Raw genomic sequence first — 18,237 nt, forward strand, 5'->3', positions numbered from 1 at the left:
CACGAAGAAGGCGCCCCCGAAGGGACGCCTCACCCCGCACCGGCCCGGTCACCCCGGACCCCACCCGTCGGCCCTACTCGTCGTCCTCGTCGTCCAGCCGGGCCAGCCACGTCGCCAGCCGCTCCACCGGCACCTCGAAGTCCGGATTCAGGTCGACGAACGTCCGCAGCTGCTCGGCAAGCCACTCGAAGGTGACCTCCTCCTCGCCGCGCCGCTTCTCCAGCTCTTCGATGCCTCGGTCGGTGAAGTACACGGATGCTCTCCTGGGGCTGGGCCTGGGGCCACGGGTCCTACGTCTCCAGGTTATGCCGCCCGGAACCCCTTCCCGCACCGCCCCGAAGCCACCGCCCCGCGCGCTGACCCGCCATGACCCCATGACGCAGGGCCCGCCCCCGGAAACCGGGAGCGGGCCCTGTGGGTCAGGCCGGTTCAGCGGCTCACGCCTCGAACACCTCGCGCACCAGCTGCTCCTGCTCCGCCTGGTGGCGCTTCGCCGAGCCCACCGCCGGGGACGACGAGTGCGGGCGGGAGATGCGGCGCAGGCGTTCGCCGTGCGGGACGTCCGCGCCGACCGCCAGGTCCAGGTGGTCGATCAGGTTCAGGGCGATGAACGGCCAGGCGCCCTGGTTGGCCGGCTCCTCCTGGGCCCACAGGTACTTCTCGGCGTTCGGGTACTTGGCGATCTCCGCCTGGAGCTCGGCACCCGGCAGCGGGTACAGGCGCTCGATGCGGATGATCGCCGTGTCCGTGACCCCGCGCTTCTGCCGCTCGGCGTCGAGGTCGTAGTAGACCTTGCCCGCCGTGAAGACGACCTTCTTCACCGCGGCCGGGTCCACCGACGCGTCGCCGATGACCGGGCGGAACTGGCCCGTGGTGAACTCCTCCGCCTTCGACGCCGCCGCCTTCAGACGCAGCATCGACTTCGGGGTGAAGACGATGAGCGGCTTGTGGTGCGGGTTGTGCACCTGCCAGCGCAGGAGGTGGAAGTAGTTCGACGGGAGCGTGGGCATCGCGACCGTCATGTTGTTCTGGGCGCACAGCTGGAGGAACCGCTCCGGGCGGGCCGAGGAGTGGTCCGGGCCCTGGCCCTCGTAGCCGTGGGGGAGCAGGAGCGTCACACCGGACGTCTGGCCCCACTTCTGCTCCGCCGACGAGATGAACTCGTCCACGACCGTCTGCGCGCCGTTGACGAAGTCGCCGAACTGGGCCTCCCACATCACGAGCGACTCGGGGCGGGCCAGCGAGTAGCCGTACTCGAAGCCCATCGCCGCGTACTCGGAGAGCAGGGAGTTGTAGACGTTCAGCCGCGCCTGGTCCTCGGAGAGGTACATCAGCGGCGTGAACTCGTCGCCCGTCTCACGGTCGATGATGACCGCGTGCCGCTGGCCGAAGGTGCCGCGCTGGGAGTCCTGGCCGGCCAGGCGGACCGGCACGCCCTCCAGCAGCAGCGAGCCGATGGCCAGGGTCTCGCCCATGCCCCAGTCGATCGTGCCGTCCTCGACCATCGCCGCCCGGCGCTGCAGCTGCGGCAGCAGCCGCGGGTGGACGGTGATGTGGTCGGGGATGTTGACCTGGGACTCGGCGATCCGCTTCACGACCTCCGAGGTCACCGCCGTGTGCACGGCCACCGGGAACTCGGCCTGCGGGTCCGACGGCTCCGCCGACAGCGGCTGCGAGGTCGCCTCGCGGACCTCCGTGAAGACCTTCTCCAGCTGGCCCTGGTAGTCCTGCAGGGCCTGCTCGGCCTCCTCCAGCGTGATGTCGCCGCGACCGATGAGGGACTCGGTGTAGAGCTTGCGCACCGAGCGCTTCTTGTCGATCAGGTCGTACATCAGCGGCTGCGTGAAGGCCGGGTTGTCCGACTCGTTGTGACCGCGGCGGCGGTAGCAGATGAGGTCGATCACCACGTCCTTGTTGAACGCCTGGCGGAACTCGAAGGCCAGGCGCGCGACGCGCACGACCGCCTCGGGGTCGTCGCCGTTCACGTGGAAGATCGGGGCCTCGATCATGCGGGCCACGTCCGTGGCGTACATCGAGGAGCGCGACGACTCGGGAGCCGCCGTGAAGCCGACCTGGTTGTTGATGACGATGTGGACCGTGCCGCCGGTGCGGTAGCCGCGCAGCTGCGACATGTTCAGGGTCTCGGCCACCACGCCCTGGCCCGCGAAGGCCGCGTCGCCGTGGATCGCCACCGGCAGGACCGTGAAGTCCGTGCCGCCCTTGTTGATGATGTCCTGCTTGGCGCGCGCGACGCCCTCCAGGACCGGGTCGACGGCCTCCAGGTGGGAGGGGTTCGCGACCAGCGAGACCTTGATCTGCTCGCCGTCCAGGCCCGTGAAGGTGCCCTCGGCGCCCAGGTGGTACTTCACGTCGCCGGAGCCGTGCATCGACTTCGGGTCGAGGTTGCCCTCGAACTCGCGGAAGATCTGGGCGTACGACTTGCCGACGATGTTGGCCAGGACGTTCAGCCGGCCGCGGTGGGCCATGCCGATGACGACCTCGTCCAGACGCGACTCGGCCGCGGAGTCGATCACCGCGTCGAGCAGCGGGATGACGGACTCGCCGCCCTCCAGGGAGAAGCGCTTCTGGCCGACGTACTTGGTCTGCAGGAAGGTCTCGAAGGCCTCCGCCGCGTTCAGCCGGCGCAGGATGCGCAGCTGCTCCTCGCGCTCCGGCTTGGAGTGCGGGCGCTCCACGCGGTCCTGGATCCACTTGCGCTGCTTGGGGTCCTGGATGTGCATGAACTCGATGCCGGTGGTGCGGCAGTACGAGTCGCGCAGCACGCCGAGGATGTCGCGCAGCTTCATCATCGACTTGCCGGCGAAGCCGCCGACGGCGAACTCGCGCTCCAGGTCCCACAGCGTCAGACCGTGCTCGACGATGTCGAGGTCGGGGTGCTTGCGCTGGCGGTACTCCAGCGGGTCGGTGTCGGCCATGACGTGGCCGCGGACCCGGTAGGAGTGGATCAGCTCGAAGACGCGCGCGGCCTTCGTGACGTCGTCGTCGTGCGAGGCGTCGATGTCCCTGAGCCAGCGGACCGGCTCGTAGGGGATGCGCAGCGACTCGAAGATGTCGTCGAAGAAGTTGTTCTCGCCCAGCAGCAGGTTCGCGACCTGGCGCAGGAACTCGCCGGAGGCGGCGCCCTGGATCACCCGGTGGTCGTAGGTCGACGTGAGCGTCATGACCTTGGAGATGCCGAGCTTGTTCAGCGTGTCCTGGCTGGTGCCCTGGAACTCCGCCGGGTAGTCCATCGAGCCTACGCCCATGATGACCGACTGGCCGGGCATCAGACGCGGCACGGAGTGGACGGTGCCGAGGCCGCCGGGGTTGGTCAGGGAGACCGTCACGCCGGTGAAGTCGTCCATCGTCAGCTTGCCGTCGCGGGCGCGGCGGACGATGTCCTCGTAGGCCTGCCAGAACTCGAAGAAGTTCAGCGTCTCGGCCTTCTTGATGGCGGCCACCACGAGCTGGCGGTCGCCGTTGGGCTTGACCAGGTCGATCGCGAGGCCCAGGTTGATGTGGGCCGGCTTGATCAGGGTCGGCTTGCCGTCCTTCTCGCCGTACGACCAGTTCATCGACGGCATGGCCTTGATGGCCTGCACCATCGCGTACCCGATGAGGTGGGTGAAGGAGATCTTCCCGCCCCGGGCGCGCTTGAGGTGGTTGTTGATGACGATGCGGTTGTCGAACAGCAGCTTCACCGGGACCGCGCGGACCGAGGTGGCGGTCGGCAGCTCCAGCGAGGCGTTCATGTTCTTCGCGACGGCGGCGGCGGGGCCGCGCAGGGGCACCAGCTCGGGCCCCTCGGGAGCCTGGGCGGCGGGCTCGGCCTTCTTCGGCTGAGCGGCCTGAGCGGCCTGCGCGGGCTGCGCCGCGGCCTTGGCAGGCGCGGCGGCCTTCGCGGGCGCGGCCGGCGTGGGCGCCGCGGGAGCGGCAGCGGGCTTCGGGGCGGCGGGAGCCGCCGGGGCGGCCTGGGCCGGAGCGGACGCGGCAGGGGCGGCCTGAGCGGGCGCCGCCGGGGTGGTGGTCCCCGCGGCCCCCGCGGCCGCGGTACCCGCCGGAGCCGACGCGGCGGGTGCGCCCGGCTTGTAGTCGGCGAAGAAGTCCCACCAGGCTCGGTCTACCGAATTCGGGTCCTGGAGGTACTGCTGATAGATCTCGTCGACGAGCCACTCGTTCGGACCGAACGCGGCAGCGGGGTTCTTCCCGGCTTGGTCGTCGGTCGAGATGCTCGAATTACTGGGGGACTGTGGCGACACGGCGGCAACCGCCCTCTTCCGCTTCTCACAAGGTGATGGACAGCGGGAATAAAGGCTACGCCTCCCTGGCCGGGAAGGTCAGGCCGGGCAAGGTCATCGTCGCGTAAGTCACATCGGAAAGCGTGTTTCGTGCCTGGAAATGGCGGGAAACAAGCGTGGTTCCGGTACGGAACGAGCGTGGGGGGATACGTCGGCACAGGCCCGTCGTCACCAGCGCGCGGGCCTGTCGCTGATCACACGTGTCCGTCTGCGCGGACGCCGGTGGATCTTGGGACTCCGGTTCGGACTTTACGTCAACTTGGCACGGATGTCTCTCCCGGAAGAGTGACAAGGATCCGGCAACCCCGCTCGGATTCGGCCACCCCGATCCGCCCCCCGTGGAGATCCACCGCCCACCGGGCGATGGCCAGCCCCAGCCCCGTACCGCCGTCGCCGCCCTGCCCCTTCGACGCGCCCGCGCTCCCGCGGTTGAACCGCTCGAAGACCCGGTGCCACTCCGAGCGCGGAATGCCGGGACCCTCGTCCAGCACCTCCAGCTCCAGCGACTCCGGCAGCGCCCCGCGCCGCGCCTTCACGGTCACGCGGCCGTGCGGCGGGCTGTGCTTGACCGCGTTGTCGATGAGGTTGGCCACCACCTGGTGGATGCGCTCGGGATCGGCGTGCGCGGTCAGCTCGGGCGGCGAGACGTCGAGGTGCAGGTGGACGTCGGTCCGCGTGTGGCTGCCGGAGCCGGAGGCGATGCCCGCGCGCGCGGGCACGGCCATGTTGGCCTCCTTCAGCACCCCGGACAGGTACGGCCACACCTCGAAGCGCCGCTTGCGCAGCGGTACGACGCCGTTGTCCAGGCGGGACAGGTCCAGCAGCGTCTCCACCAGCCGCCCGAGCCGCTCCGTCTGCTTCAGGGCCGTGCGCATCGTCTCGGGGTCGGCCGGCGAGACGCCGTCGACGATGTTCTCCAGCACCGCGCGCAGGCCCGCGATGGGCGTGCGCAGCTCGTGTGAGACATTCGCCACGAGTTCCTTGCGCTGGCGGTCCTGGGCCTCCAGGTCGTCCGCCATGCGGTTGATCGTCTGCGCCAGGTCGCCCAGCTCGTCGCGCCGGTTCTCCCGCACCCGGCGCGTGTAGTCGCCGTGCGAGATGGAGCCGGCGACCGCGTTCATGTCGTCCAGCGGCGCGGTCAGCGAGTGCGCCACGAACTGCGTTATCAGCAGCGTGGCGATCATCGAGAAGACGGTGATGAAGCGCAGCTCCGTCGCCGTGCGCATCGCGATCATCATCAGCCCGGTGGTGATGAGGACCGAGATGACGACCAGGGCGCCCAGTTTCGTCTTGATGGAGAACGGGCGCAGCCCGCCCCAGGGCTCCGGCTCGCCGGGCCCTCTGCGTGCGGCCGGACCGCCGCTCATGGCGTCGGGGTCTCCAGCGCGTAGCCGACGCCGTGCACGGTGCGGATCCGCTCGGCACCGATCTTCCGGCGCAGCGCCTTGATGTGGCTGTCGACCGTACGGGTCCCGGAGGCGTCCGCCCAGTCCCACACCTCCGCCAGCAACTGCTCACGGGAGAGCACCGCGCGCGGGGTGTTGGCCAGGCACACCAGCAGGTCGAACTCGGTCGGCGTCAGGTGCACGTCCTCGGAGCGCACCCGCACCCGGCGCTGCGCGTGGTCGATCTCCAGCTCGCCCAGGCGCAGGATGCCCGAGCGCGGCGTCGCCGCGGCCAGCGCGGCCCGCTCCACGCGGCGCAGCAGCACGTGCACCCGCGCCGCCAGCTCCCGCATCGAGAACGGCTTGGTCATGTAGTCGTCGGCACCGACGCCGAGGCCGACCAGCATGTCGGTCTCGTCGTCCCGCGCGGTGAGCATCAGCACCGGCACCGGGCGCTGGGCCTGCACCCGGCGGCAGACCTCCAGCCCGTCGAAGCCGGGCAGCATGATGTCGAGGATCAGCAGATCGGGCTGCCAGGCCTCGGCGGTGTCGACGGCGGCCGGGCCGTCACCCGCGGTCTGTACGAGGAAACCCTCGGCACGCAGGCGGGCCGCGATGGCGTCGACGATGGTCGGATCGTCCTCGACCACCAGGACCCGGCGCTGTGCGCCCGGGGTCGCCTGCGTGCCGTTGTGGGAGGTGTGTGTCTGCTCCATCGCCCGCCCCAAAGTTGCTTTCCGGAATCCGTGGGGTGATCCCGCTGACTGGCTGTGCCTGCGCATGCTTGCGATTGACGCTTGAATGATCCGCGTCAGGGAAGCAGGGTACGGGGAGTGACCGCGCCTCGGCTATCCAGGTCGGACGGCGAGGTGCACGACGTCCGGAACGCCCCGGGCAACGGGGATCTCTTCGGTACGCACCTGTTTGAACCCGGCATTCCACAAGGTTTCTTCGAATTCCGGGGAGGGCTCGGCCGACCACACCGCGAGCACCCCGCCCGGCGTCAACACCCTTGCGCAGCTTGCCAGTCCGGCCGGCGAGTACAGGGTCTGGTTGCCCTCGGTCACAGTCCAGCCGGGACCGTTGTCGATGTCCAGGCACAGGGCGTCGTACGTGGCGGAAGTCTCATTGACGTGGTCGACCAGGTCGCGCTCCGCGATCCGGGTGCGGGGATCGGCCAGGGCCTCGGCGGACAGCGCCGACAGCGGCCCGTCGCGATGCCAGTCGACGATCGCGCGCTCCCGCTCCACGACGGTGATCGCGCCCCAGCGGGGCTCGGCCGCGGCATGTGCGAGCGAGAACCCCACCCCCAGCCCGCCGATCAGCACGTGCGGCGCGGGCCGGTCGTCCAGCGCGGCGAGCGCCGCGTCGACCAGCAGCCGCTCCGAGCGGCCGTCCGAGGTGTCCATCAGGAAACAGCCGTTGGCGATGATCTGCAGCAACTCGCCGTGCCGGCGCAGCACGACCTCGCCGTAGGGGCCCTGCCGGCGGTCCAGGACCACGGGGATGTCATCGAGGGTGGTCATGACTGCCATCCTGCACGAACTGGGCTTGACGACCACGGGAATTACCGGTGACCGCCGCGCGTGCGCCGTACGCCGCGCGAAGCCGGCGGGGCGTGCCTACGCTCGAAGCAGGCAAGGGCGTGACACGACGGCGAGGACTGCCATGGCCGCGACGTACCCGTTCGTGGGACGCGAGGACGTGCTGGGCGAGCTCGCGGCCGCCCTCGAACGCGCCGCCGCCGGCCGGGGCGGGCTCGTCACGCTCACCGGGGCGGCCGGCGCGGGCAAGACCCGTACCGCCGAGGAGGCCGCAGCCGGCGCCGGTGCCTTCCGCGTCCGCTGGACCTGGTGCCCGCCGGAGACCGCCGGACGGGCCTTCCGGCCCTGGTCACGGCTGCTGCGGGAGCTGGTCGCGGACGACGTGGCCGGCGGCCGGCTGGTGGCCGCGTCGCCCCCGCTGCGCGCCCTGGTCTCCGGCACCGCGCCTTCCGCCCTGCGCGGCGCCGACCCCGAGGCGGCCCGGCTGCGGCTGGCCGGGGACGTCGCCGAACTCCTCGCCGTGACGGCCGCCCGCCGGCCCCTGCTGCTGATCCTAGGTCGGCGAGTTCCTTCACCCGGGTGTCGGTCGGCGCGGTCATGACCGGACGGCCCGTCCGCCGCCCTCCTTGGAGCTTGCTGTGAATCGCGCCCCGCGTGGCGTCGGTCACAGACAGCGACCCGTGGGATTGCGAAGGCTGGGGGAGACCGACTGACGGACGGGGCGGGAGGAGCGCGTTCACCGTGGAAACCGCCCCTACCGCCGACGCCGTGCGTCTTCGCGACCCCGCCGGTCTCCTGGACGGTCTTCCGCGTCAGCGCGGCGCCCTCGTCCCCGCCGCCACCCCGCCGAGGCCGGCCGTCCGGCGCCGCCTCCCGCGCACGCCGGTCTTCACCCTCGGCTACGCCGCCGTCCTCGCCGTCACCTCACTGATCGCGGCCTACGCCGACCCCGCCCTCGTCCACGCCCTGCACCAGGGTTCCAGCACCGACGTGGCGCACCTGCTGCGGACGCCCGTCCCCGTGCTGCTCGCCAGTGCGCTGTGGATCGCGGGCGGGATCCTCTCCCCGTACACCCTCCTCTTCCTGCTCGTGCTGTCCGCCCTGGAGCGGCGCCTGGGCGGTGCCCGCGCGGCCGTGGTCTTCCTCGCCGGTCACGTCCTGGCCACCCTCGCCACCGAGGTCCCGGTCGGGCTCGCGGTGCTCGTCGGTCATCTGCCCGGCAGTTCGCTGCACCGCATGGACTACGGCATCAGCTTCGGCGTCGCCACGAGCGTGGGCGCCCTCGCGGGCCTGCTCAGGCCGTGGCTGCGCTGGCCGCTGCTGGCCGGCTTCGGCGCCGTGGTCCTCTCCGCCCGGCTCGCCTTCACCGATCCGATGACCAACTGGGGTCACCTGATCTCGCTGGCGATCGGTGTCGCCCTGTGGCCGGCGGTCCGACGCTGGGCGGCGGCCGGAACATCCTAGGGAGCCCCACGCCCCCACCCGCCGTACCGTCCCACCGCCTTACCCGCCCCACCGCCTTACCCCGCCGTGCCGCCCTACCCGCCGTACCGCCTTACCCGCCGTACCGCCTTACCCGCCCCACCGCCTTACCCCGCCGTGCCGCCCTACCCGCCGTACCGCCCTGCCCGCCGTGCCGAGGACAGCTGCGCCGCCAGGGCCGGGACGCCGAGTTCGCGTGCCCGCCGGTCGCTCGCTCCGTGCAGCAGGTTGGTCGACTGGTAGGGGTCCGCGGCGAGGTCGTAGTACTCCCGGAACAGCACCTCTCCGCTGCCGCCCGGACGTCCGGCGGTGTCGAGGCGGGTGCGGTAGTACTCGGTGTACTGCTCCGACCGGCCGATGTACGTCGCCCAGGAGTGGATCGGCTGCCGGTCCTGCCGGTTCCACCACCACTCGGCCAGCAGGTGCTCCCGGGTGTTGCCGCGGTCGAGCAGCGAGTGGCCGTCGTGCGCGGTGTCCGGGGTGATGCCGGCCGCGTCCAGCAACGTGGGCGCGATGTCGACGTGGCCGGTGAGCCGGTCGTCCTCGCCCCCGCCGAAGCCGCCCGCCGGCCAGGACAGCAGGAAGGGCACCTCCAGCGAGGGCCGGTAGGGCACCGACTTGCGCAGCCAGCCGTGGTCGGCCCAGCACAGGCCGTGGTCGCTGGTGAAGACGACGAGCGTGTTCTCCGACTGGCCCAGCCGGCGCAGCATGTCCCGGAAGTCGCGCATCGCGTCGTCCACCGACAGCAGCGTGCGCAACTGGCGTTCCCGCAGGGCTGTTCCCTCGGCGAAGGTGTGGTGCGCCCTGCGCAGGTACGGCGGCTTGTCGGCCTTGTCGGTCTCGAAGACGGAGGGCCGGCCCTCCCAGTCCGGCACGCGGGCGCGGGCGTAGCGCCGCTCCGGGATGTTCAGCTCGTGCGCGCTGCGCGTGGCGACGTACGCGAACCACGGCCGGCGGTCGATGCGGGAGGCCTCGATGAAGGCGAGGGCGCGGTCCTTGATGACGGTGGTGTCGTAGCCGGGGATGTTCCGGACGGTGCCGTCGTCGTTGTAGTGGCCGTCGAAGTAGCGCACCGGCTCCTGCAGCAGCCACTCGTCGAAGTACGGCGGATCGTCGCCGGTGTGCCAGTAGTTGAGGTACTTGCCGAACAGGCCCGTGCGGTAGCCGGCGTCGTGCAACCGCCGCTGGACGGTGGTGCGCTGGTCCAGGTGGTACGGGTGCCGGGTGTCGAGGACGCCGTGGTTGTGGGCGTACCGGCCCGACATGATCGAGGCGCGCGAGGGCGCGCACAGCGGGGTGTTGGCGTGCGCGCGGCTGAACGTGGTGCCGTGGCCGCCGAGCCAGTCCAGGGTCCGGCGGATCGCCCAGTCCGTCTCCTTGGGCTGGTCGTCGGTGAGCACGAAGAGGATGTTGGGCCGGTCGTCGCCGGGGGCACGGCGGTGCGGGACGGGGGAGGGGGCGGCGACGCTGCGGCCCGCCACCGGTGCGGCGGTGCGGGGCGCCCGGCTGGTCGCCGTACCCGTCGGCTTCCCGGCGCCCGTGGCCCGCGACACGAGCGGCACCGCGGCCCCGGCGGCCACGACCGCCGCCCCCGCGATCAGCGCCCGCCTGGCCGGCCCCCGCCGCTGCTCCTCGGCCATCCGCTCCCCAAGTCCCCGTAAAACGCCTGACATCCCCGTATGAGGGCTCTCACAGGCTGTGGACGAGCTTGCAGTGTGCCGTCCGTTCCTGTGAATGCCGTTGCGGATTCGTGGCGGCGGGTTTGCGGTGTCCCGGCGGTCCGCGCGTCCGCGCTTCGGCCGGGAGCCCGGCGGGGTGATCGCTCAGGGCGAACATGCGTCCAGGAACAATCGAGCGCTCCCGAGCATTGAGTCGGCATAGCTCAACTTGACTGCCGAAGGGGAGATCATGGCTTCGACGTCCACACCGCTCACCCTGCCCGTGCTGCCGCTCGACGACGAGGTCGTGCTGCCCGGGATGGTGGTTCCGCTGGACCTGAGCGACGCCGACGTGCGCGCCGCGGTGGAGGCCGCCCAGGCCGCCGCCCGGTCCGAGCCCGGCAAGCCCAGGGTCCTCCTCGTGCCACGCATCGACGGGACGTACGCGAACACCGGTGTCCTCGGCACCGTCGAGCAGGTCGGCCGGCTGGCCGACGGTGACCCGGGCGCGCTGATCCGCGGCCGCGGCCGTGTGAAGATCGGCGCCGGCACCAACGGCCCGGGTGCGGCGCTGTGGGTCGAGGGGACGAGGATCGACGAGAGCGTGCCCGAGCCGCTGCCCGGCCACGTCACCGAACTGGTCAAGGAGTACAAGGCCCTCGCCACCGCCTGGCTGCGCAAGCGCGGCGCCTGGCAGGTCGTGGACCGCGTGCAGGCCATCGACGACGTCTCCGCGCTCGCCGACAACTCCGGTTACTCGCCCTTCCTGACCACCGACCAGAAGATCGAACTGCTGGAGACCACCGACCCGGTCGCCCGCCTCAAGCTCGCCACCCAGCAGCTGCGCGACCACCTCGCCGAACAGGACGTCGCCGAGACCATCGCCAAGGACGTCCAGGAAGGCGTCGACAAGCAGCAGCGCGAGTTCCTGCTCCGCCGCCAGCTGGAGGCCGTGCGCAAGGAGCTGCGCGAGCTCAACGGCGAGAAGGAGGGCGAGGAGTCCGACGACTACCGGGCCCGCGTCGAGGCCGCCGACCTGCCCGAGAAGGTCCGCGAGGCCGCCCTGAAGGAGGTCGACAAGCTGGAGCGCTCCAGCGACCAGTCGCCCGAGGGCTCGTGGATCCGCACCTGGCTGGACACCGTCCTCGAACTGCCGTGGAACGAGCGCACCGAGGACGCCTACGACATCCAGGGCGCCAAGGCCGTCCTGGACGCCGAGCACGCCGGCCTGGAGGACGTGAAGGAGCGCATCACCGAGTACCTGGCGGTGCGCAAGCGCCGCAGCGAGCGCGGGCTCGGGGTGGTCGGCGGGCGGCGCGGCGGTGCCGTGCTGGCCCTCGTCGGCCCGCCCGGCGTCGGCAAGACCTCGCTGGGCGAGTCCGTCGCCCACGCCATGGGCCGCAAGTTCGTGCGGGTCGCCCTCGGCGGCGTGCGCGACGAGGCGGAGATCCGCGGCCACCGGCGTACGTACGTGGGCGCGCTGCCCGGCCGTATCGTCCGCGCGATCAAGGAGGCCGGGTCGATGAACCCGGTGGTCCTGCTCGACGAGATCGACAAGGTGGGCTCCGACTTCCGGGGCGACCCGGCCGCGGCCCTCCTCGAAGTCCTGGACCCGGCGCAGAACCACACCTTCCGCGACCACTACCTGGAGGTCGAACTCGACCTCTCCGACGTGGTGTTCCTCGCGACGGCGAACGTCCTGGAAGCCATCCCGGAGGCCCTGCTGGACCGTATGGAGCTGGTCCGCCTGGACGGCTACACCGAGGACGAGAAGATCGTCATCGCCCGCGACCACCTGCTCCCGCGCCAGCTGGAGCGGGCGGGGCTGGACAAGGACGAGGTCGTCATCGACGAGAGCGCGCTGCGCAAGCTGGCCGGCGAGTACACGCGCGAGGCCGGGGTCCGCAACCTGGAGCGCTCCATCGCGCGCCTGCTGCGCAAGGTCGCGGCCCAGCACGAACTGGGCGAGCGGGAGCTGCCGTTCACCGTCACGGACGGCGACCTGCGCGCGCTGATCGGCCGTCCGCACCACGTCCCGGAGTCGGCCCAGGACCCGGCGGAGCGCCGCACGGCGGTCCCGGGCGTGGCGACGGGCCTGGCGGTGACCGGCGCCGGCGGCGACGTGCTGTTCGTCGAGGCGTCCCTGGCCGACCCGGAGACGGGCGCGGCGGGCCTGACGCTGACGGGCCAGCTGGGCGACGTGATGAAGGAGAGCGCGCAGATCGCCCTGTCCTTCCTGCGCTCGCACGGCGCGGAGCTGGAGCTGCCGGTCGGCGACCTGAAGGACCGGGGCGTGCACATCCACTTCCCGGCCGGCGCGGTCCCCAAGGACGGCCCGAGCGCCGGCATCACGATGACGACGGCGCTGGCGTCGCTGCTGTCCGGCCGGCTGGTGCGCACGGACGTGGCGATGACCGGCGAGGTCTCGCTGACCGGGCGGGTGCTGCCCATCGGCGGCGTGAAGCAGAAGCTGCTGGCCGCCCACCGGGCCGGGGTGACGACCGTGATCATCCCCAAGCGCAACGAGCCCGACCTGGACGACGTCCCCGCCGAGGTGCTGGACAAGCTCGACGTCCACGCCGTCACGGACGTCCGCCAGGTCCTGGAGCTGGCGCTCGCCCCCGCCACGAGCGAGGCGGCGCCGGAGGTTCCCGTGGCGGCGTGACGGACGCTGCGGGATGAGGAGAAGGCCCGGGTTCTCGTGAGGGAGGCCCGGGCCTTCGCCGTACGCCGGTGCGTCAGCCGTTCGCGAGGGCCTGGACGCGGTCCAGGGCGCCGTTGAACTTGTCGTGGTCGCCGACCGTGGGACCGGAGGAGGTGTACTGCCACATCGTGTAGTACGACCAGCCGGCCGGCAGCGTCCCCACGGTGGAGGCGTAGCGGGCGATCCACAGCGGGTTGGCGGAGGCGAAGCCGCCGTAGTTGCCCGTGCAGTCGGTCCACCAGCTGGTGGCCGTGTAGATGACCGCGTCACGGCCCGTGCGGGACTTGTAGGTGTTCAGGAAGTCGGCGATCCAGCCGACCATCCCGCTCGCCGACTTGCCGTAGCACTCGGCGCCGTACGGGTTCCACTCGATGTCGAGGACACCCGGGAGGGTCTTGCCGTCCGCCGACCAGCCGCCGCCGTGGTCGACGAAGTAGTTGGCCTGGGTGGCACCGCTGGTGGTGTCGGGTGTGGCGAAGTGGTACGCGCCGCGGATCATGCCGACGTTGTAGGAGCCGTTGTACTGCTGGGCGAAGTAGGGGTTCGTGTAGTACGTCCCCTCCGTCGCCTTGGTGTAGGCCCACTTCACGCCGCTGCTCCACAGGGTCGACCAGGCGACATTGCCCTGGTAGCCGGAGACGTCGACGCCCTCGGTCTGGGTGACCGCGGTGGGGGCGGGCGAGCCGCCCTGGCCGTCGTGGGCGACGACGCCCATGCCCATGCGGGCGGTGCCGCGGGCCGGCTTCGAGGCCGCGTCGGCCGGGGTGGTGAGGGCCAGCGGGAGGGCGGTGAGCAGGAGTCCGGCGAGGAGGAGGAAGAGGCGCCGGGGGCGGAGCGTTCCGGGTCTGTGCACAGGCATGGGCAGTGCCTCCGAAGGCTCGGTGATGCTCGGTGGGGGATGTGCACGGTGCCGTGGGGGATGGCGTGGTCATGCCAGAGGTGCCGGAGAGAGACGCTACGCACGTAGACCGGGGAGTGGGAAGAGGGGCCGGAGGCTGCCGTTGGTCTAGCCCTGCGAAATACTGGCGGAGCTGCGGCGACGACGGCGGTTGGCGGAAACTTTCAGGACCGGGAAAACCGAGGCGGGGACTGACGTGCACGAAGGCGGAAACGGCGAGCGACGCCGAGTCGGATCGGTGGCGTCACCGAGTGGTGCAGACCAGGAGTACCTGTCCCTGGAACGCGAACTGACCGTCCTGCTGCGGCGCGCCCGCGCCAACCAGGGCGAGATGGCCCGCGAGGTCCATCCGGACCTGGAGTCGGCGGCGTACGGCCTCCTGGTCCGCCTCGACGAGTGCGGACGCCAGCGGGCCACGGAGCTCGCCGCCTACATCGGCGTCGGCAAGGCCACCATGTCCCGCCAGCTCAGGGCCCTGGAGGAGCTGGGCCTGGTCGCCCGCGAGCCCGACCCGGCCGACGGACGCGCCTGGCTCGTGCACCTCACGGAGGAGGGCCACCGCCGGGTGAGCAGGGTCCGCGACGCCCGACGGGCCCGTTACGTCAGCCAGCTGGCCCACTGGGACCGGCGCGAGGTGGCCGAACTGGCCCGCCTGCTGCACCAGCTGAACGGTGTCATGGAGAAGTAGGCGCTCAGGACAGCTCCGTTCGCGTCCCCGCCGTGGGCGCGAGCTCGTGGCGGACGTACCACTCCGTGGCCAGCAGCCGCTCCCGGTCGGCCGCCGGGAGCGCTGCCAGCCGCCCGGGCAGGGCGCCCCGCTCGACTTCGCTGCGGTGCGCCAGGACCGCGCCGGTCTTCTGCTCCAGCCACGGCCGCACGTCCACGCGCGCGCCCACCCACGCGTCCGGCACGGCGTGGAACTGCCTTCCACTCCTCACCAGGTGCCCGCCCAACTCCCCGGCGGCCGACTCCGGGTGCGTGGCCAGGTAGAGGGCGCGCGGCCGCCAGGGCGCGCCGGCGTCCGGGTACAGACCGCCGAGACCGGCGGCCTGCGCGGCGAGCAGCGCCACCCGGTGGGTGTGGACGTGATCGGGGTGACCGGACAGATTCCCGTACGCGTCGTGCGTGACGACGACCTCCGGCCGGAACTCCCTGATCTGCGCCACCACGCGCCCCACGACCTCGTCGAGCGGCGCGTCGCACCACCGGACCGCGCCGGGCGCCGACTCCGGCACGCGGGCGTCCGCGTACCCGAGCAGCCGTGGCTTCCCGGCCCCCAGAATCCGCAGCGCCTCCGCCAACTCCGGTACCCGGTGGGTGCCTTCGGCCCAGGTGGCGGTGACCACACCGGTACGGGCCCCACCGCCCGCGTGCCGGGCGAGCACACCGCCGGCGATGAGGGACTCGTCGTCGGGATGGGCGAACACGCCCAGGAGGCTGGGCAGCGACATGGACGCATCCTCCGGCTTCGGGACGGGTAAGGGAGGGTCGGCTCAGTCTGCCCTGTCCGTGGCCGATACGAGTCGCGGGACGACGGGGGCGGTGGGGGATGTCCGGGGGGATACGCCGATTCGGCCGGGTGACGGCGAGAGCACTGCTGGCCGCGATGGTCCTCGCGGCACCGGTGGCCGCGCGCGTGGGGTGGGTGGGGTCGGCCGAGGGGGTGTACGAGCGGGCGGCCGCGGCGGCGAGCGACGACGGTGGCGGGCAGGACGGCAAGGGGGCCGCGGAGAGCACCGCGCAGGTCGGCAAGCGGTACCGGGCGACGGGGCATCCACCGCGGAGCGGGACCACACGGGTGCGCATCACTGCGGGCACCGGCGCCGACGCCGGCCTGTGGGTCGTGAACACCACGTACGTCGCGACGCTCCGTCAGCGGGACCCGATGGTCGACGACCTGCGGACCGGAGATCAGATCCTCGTCGACTGGCTGCCGTTCGAGATCGGACTCGGACGGCAGAAGAGCGCGGACTGCTCCTACCGGGCCTTCCAGGCGTACGTGGGGGACGACATCCTCCGGCAGAGCGGATCCGGCGCTCCGGTGCGGGCGACGGCGCTCAGTTCCGACAGATGGCAGGGCGACGCCTACGACTGCGTCAACGGGGACACCGTGGTCACCCTCCAGGTGCGGGACGGCCGGCTCGGCGCACACGGTGTCTTCGACCGGTGGACCGTCACCATCGACACCTCCGACCGCACCATCCGCAGCCTCCGGGGCGCGGCTGTGCTCCGGCAGAGCGCCCACAGCGCGGTCCTGCTGCTCCCGGCCCGGGCCGCCCGGGTCACCGTGGAACTGGACGGCCGGGACTACCCGCCCACCGGCCGGCCGGGCGGCGCGGCCTTCGTCGCCCGTGCGCTCCAGGAGACGCCGGGCGCGGGGTGGGAGGCGCTCTGGCTGATCCTGGCCGTGGTGGCGGTGGCCCGGTACTGGCTGGTGCCCTTCGTGCGGGACTGGGCGCCGGAGGCCACCCGGCGCCGTTGGGTCGCCTCGGCCGTCGCGGGCAGCGCCCTGACGGGTGTCCTGCTGCTCTACTCACTGAACGAACCCGGCGACTCGTCCCCGCAGTGGTCCTTCCTCACCTATCCGGGCGGGGCGGCCCTGACCGTCTGGTGGTGGGTGGTGCTGCCCTTCCTGGTGGCGGCCTTCGCCGTGCGGCTGACCGAGGGCCGCGCTCCCACACCGGGGCGGTTGCTGCCTCTGGCCGTTCCGAGCCTCCTCCTGCTGATCCCCATGACGACCCTCGCGGTGACGGGCCGGACCGCCGGCCCCCTCCTCGTCCTGGTCCCCGCGATCGCCGTCACCGTGGCCGTGGCGTGGGCCCTGACGGCGGGCCTGTGCGGAAGCGCGGGGCGGCGCTGGGCCGGCACCGCCGCGATCGGCACCTGGCTGGCCGTCCTCGCCGCCGGACCCGGTATGGGACTGCCCATCACCTACACCTACCTTCCCTTCCCCTCGTGGCAGGCCGCGGACTCGATCGGCTTCGCGGGCATCGCCTGGGGCTGGGCCGCCGTCGTGTGGGCCCTGCTGACCTTCCTCGACGGGCGCAGATGGGTCGCGTGGTCCTCCGGAGCGGCCCTGCTGGGCGTCGCGGTGGGGACGGCGGTCGGTGTCCACCAGGGTTTCGAGTGGAACATGTACGACGACGTGTGGCAGACGACCGGGCCGGACGACTACACCGCCGCGAGCTGGCCCCTGGGCATGATCGAACTGGGCATCGCCTGGGCCGCTCTGACGTATCTGCGCAGGTGTGACGCCGGACCGGGAGAGGGAGGCTGGCCCCGGTACACCCGTACCGCGATGCTCGCCCTGGGTGTCGCCGCGGCGGGATCCGGCCTCGGCTTCCGCGGGTTCTCCCCGTTCGGCTGGGACACGCGCAGCGCCTACTACACCGCCCTCGTGATCGCCGCCGTCGGCTTCTCCTGGCTGCTCCCGCCCGCCGCCGGGGACCGGGCCGCCCGCCTGCACGACGCCCGTCCCCGCGTCCACAACCGGCTGGTGCACGCCCTGTTGAAGGACCAGGCCCTGGCGGCGGGCCGCCGCGAGTTCCTCACCGCCTCCCGGGCCGGCCTCGCCTCCGGCGACCTGAGCACCCGCGAGTGGAGCCGGCGCTGGGCGAGCCTGGGCGGGCTCGGTGCACGCGGCACGTCGCCCCAGCGTTCCGCAGCCCTCAGGACCGTGGCCCTGGGCACCTCGGGCGGCCGCAGCGGGCTGCGCAACGGCGTGGCGGGAGCGGCGACGCTGGCCCTGCTCACCGTGCCGTGGCTCTCGTACACGCTCCCGCCGCTGCTCGGCCAGGTGCAGGACATCCAGAACGTCGAAGCCTGGGCCTACTGCCTGCGCTGGCCCCTCTACGGCTTCGTCTACGGCTACGCCTACTCGTGGCTGCGCGGCGACGGTCCCATCGGCAAGGCGCTGTGCCTGCTGGCCGTCGTCCTGCCCGTGGAACTCGCCCAACTGCTGCACCAGGGACTGGAACCGGGCCGTTTCGTCGTCTCCCTGCTGATCACCACCGGCAACTGCCTCGCCGTGCTCCTGGTGCTCGGCCTGTACTGGGAGGCCCGGCTCGTGCGCGCCGCGGGCCTGCGCTGGGGGCAGATCCGCAACTTCCGTTCGCTGTCGGCGGTGGCCGTCCCGGCGACCACCGTGCTGGTGGCGGCGGCCACCACGCTGGCGACGACGATGGTGGGCGCCTGGATCACCCCCGACACCGGTCCCGCCGCGGACAACCGGCCCTCGGTCACCTCCTCGCAGACCCCAGGGCCCTGAC

The 18,237-nt window shown here is 72.1% G+C and carries 13 protein-coding genes; 5 read left to right on the forward strand and 8 right to left on the reverse strand.

The features are described from left to right. Positions 1-73 precede the first annotated feature (73 nt). The 5 genes from ACYF6T_RS27220 to ACYF6T_RS27240 form a co-directional block, all read right to left on the reverse strand. The gene (locus tag ACYF6T_RS27220; protein ID WP_003992906.1) at positions 74-253 is read right to left on the reverse strand and encodes a DUF6104 family protein; all 180 of its coding nucleotides are present in this window, start codon (positions 251-253) and stop codon (positions 74-76) included. 184 nt (positions 254-437) lie between these two features. After that, complete coding sequence (locus tag ACYF6T_RS27225) at positions 438-4,259, reverse strand: multifunctional oxoglutarate decarboxylase/oxoglutarate dehydrogenase thiamine pyrophosphate-binding subunit/dihydrolipoyllysine-residue succinyltransferase subunit (RefSeq protein ID WP_461699645.1); 3,822 nt, start codon at positions 4,257-4,259, stop codon at positions 438-440. 293 nt (positions 4,260-4,552) lie between these two features. Further along, on the reverse strand, positions 4,553-5,665 hold the full coding sequence (locus tag ACYF6T_RS27230) for a HAMP domain-containing sensor histidine kinase (RefSeq protein ID WP_461699646.1): 1,113 nt from the start codon (positions 5,663-5,665) through the stop codon (positions 4,553-4,555). Then, on the reverse strand, positions 5,662-6,399 hold the full coding sequence (locus tag ACYF6T_RS27235; RefSeq protein WP_461699647.1) for a response regulator transcription factor: 738 nt from the start codon (positions 6,397-6,399) through the stop codon (positions 5,662-5,664). The genes ACYF6T_RS27230 and ACYF6T_RS27235 overlap by 4 nt, the downstream gene beginning before the upstream one ends. A 132-nt stretch (positions 6,400-6,531) precedes the next feature. Next, a complete protein-coding gene (locus ACYF6T_RS27240) occupies positions 6,532-7,209 on the reverse strand; it encodes a spermine/spermidine synthase domain-containing protein (RefSeq protein ID WP_461699648.1) in 678 nt (225 codons plus the stop codon). Between the two features lie 142 nt (positions 7,210-7,351). Here ACYF6T_RS27240 and ACYF6T_RS27245 point away from each other — a divergent pair, with 142 nt between their 5' ends. Both ACYF6T_RS27245 and ACYF6T_RS27250 read left to right on the forward strand, forming a co-directional pair. Next, positions 7,352-7,828, forward strand: a complete 477-nt coding sequence (locus tag ACYF6T_RS27245; protein WP_461699649.1) for an AAA family ATPase — start codon at positions 7,352-7,354, stop codon at positions 7,826-7,828. 140 nt (positions 7,829-7,968) lie between these two features. After that, positions 7,969-8,691 (forward strand): rhomboid-like protein, encoded by a 723-nt coding sequence (locus tag ACYF6T_RS27250; RefSeq protein WP_461699650.1) that lies wholly within the window; start codon positions 7,969-7,971, stop codon positions 8,689-8,691. Between the two features lie 143 nt (positions 8,692-8,834). On the opposite strand, the gene ACYF6T_RS27255 is transcribed toward ACYF6T_RS27250, so the two are convergent. Beyond that, positions 8,835-10,349 carry a sulfatase family protein gene (locus tag ACYF6T_RS27255; RefSeq protein ID WP_461699652.1) on the reverse strand — a complete coding sequence of 505 codons (1,515 nt, stop codon included), beginning with the start codon at positions 10,347-10,349 and terminating at the stop codon, positions 8,835-8,837. A gap of 268 nt (positions 10,350-10,617) precedes the next feature. On the opposite strand from ACYF6T_RS27255, the gene lon reads away from it, so the two are divergent. Next, a complete protein-coding gene (gene lon, locus ACYF6T_RS27260; protein ID WP_461699653.1) occupies positions 10,618-13,032 on the forward strand; it encodes an endopeptidase La in 2,415 nt (804 codons plus the stop codon). 73 nt (positions 13,033-13,105) lie between these two features. Here the strand turns inward: lon and ACYF6T_RS27265 are convergent, their stop codons facing one another. Continuing rightward, complete coding sequence (locus ACYF6T_RS27265; protein WP_461699654.1) at positions 13,106-13,930, reverse strand: lysozyme; 825 nt, start codon at positions 13,928-13,930, stop codon at positions 13,106-13,108. 235 nt (positions 13,931-14,165) lie between these two features. On the opposite strand from ACYF6T_RS27265, the gene ACYF6T_RS27270 reads away from it, so the two are divergent. After that, the gene (locus tag ACYF6T_RS27270; RefSeq protein WP_461699656.1) at positions 14,166-14,657 is read left to right on the forward strand and encodes a MarR family winged helix-turn-helix transcriptional regulator; all 492 of its coding nucleotides are present in this window, start codon (positions 14,166-14,168) and stop codon (positions 14,655-14,657) included. A 4-nt stretch (positions 14,658-14,661) separates the two neighbouring features. Here ACYF6T_RS27270 and ACYF6T_RS27275 read toward each other — a convergent pair whose 3' ends face one another. After that, positions 14,662-15,420, reverse strand: coding sequence for a PIG-L deacetylase family protein (locus ACYF6T_RS27275; RefSeq protein WP_461699657.1), 759 nt, complete (start codon positions 15,418-15,420; stop codon positions 14,662-14,664). 128 nt (positions 15,421-15,548) lie between these two features. Here ACYF6T_RS27275 and ACYF6T_RS27280 point away from each other — a divergent pair, with 128 nt between their 5' ends. Next, positions 15,549-18,236 (forward strand): hypothetical protein, encoded by a 2,688-nt coding sequence (locus ACYF6T_RS27280; RefSeq protein WP_461699658.1) that lies wholly within the window; start codon positions 15,549-15,551, stop codon positions 18,234-18,236. Position 18,237 lies beyond the last annotated feature (1 nt).

This window comes from Streptomyces sp. 7R007 (assembly GCF_054850255.1).

Bases quoted from the DNA above. Each gene is read 5' to 3' on its own strand.
- ACYF6T_RS27240 (WP_461699648.1), bottom strand. From the start codon at position 7,209: ATGACCACCCTCGATGACATCCCCGTGGTCCTGGACCGCCGGCAGGGC.
- ACYF6T_RS27275 (WP_461699657.1), bottom strand. From the start codon at position 15,420: ATGTCGCTGCCCAGCCTCCTGGGCGTGTTCGCCCATCCCGACGACGAG.
- ACYF6T_RS27235 (WP_461699647.1), bottom strand. From the start codon at position 6,399: ATGGAGCAGACACACACCTCCCACAACGGCACGCAGGCGACCCCGGGC.
- lon (WP_461699653.1), top strand. From the start codon at position 10,618: ATGGCTTCGACGTCCACACCGCTCACCCTGCCCGTGCTGCCGCTCGAC.
- ACYF6T_RS27255 (WP_461699652.1), bottom strand. From the start codon at position 10,349: ATGGCCGAGGAGCAGCGGCGGGGGCCGGCCAGGCGGGCGCTGATCGCG.
- ACYF6T_RS27265 (WP_461699654.1), bottom strand. From the start codon at position 13,930: ATGCCTGTGCACAGACCCGGAACGCTCCGCCCCCGGCGCCTCTTCCTC.
- ACYF6T_RS27245 (WP_461699649.1), top strand. From the start codon at position 7,352: ATGGCCGCGACGTACCCGTTCGTGGGACGCGAGGACGTGCTGGGCGAG.
- ACYF6T_RS27230 (WP_461699646.1), bottom strand. From the start codon at position 5,665: ATGAGCGGCGGTCCGGCCGCACGCAGAGGGCCCGGCGAGCCGGAGCCC.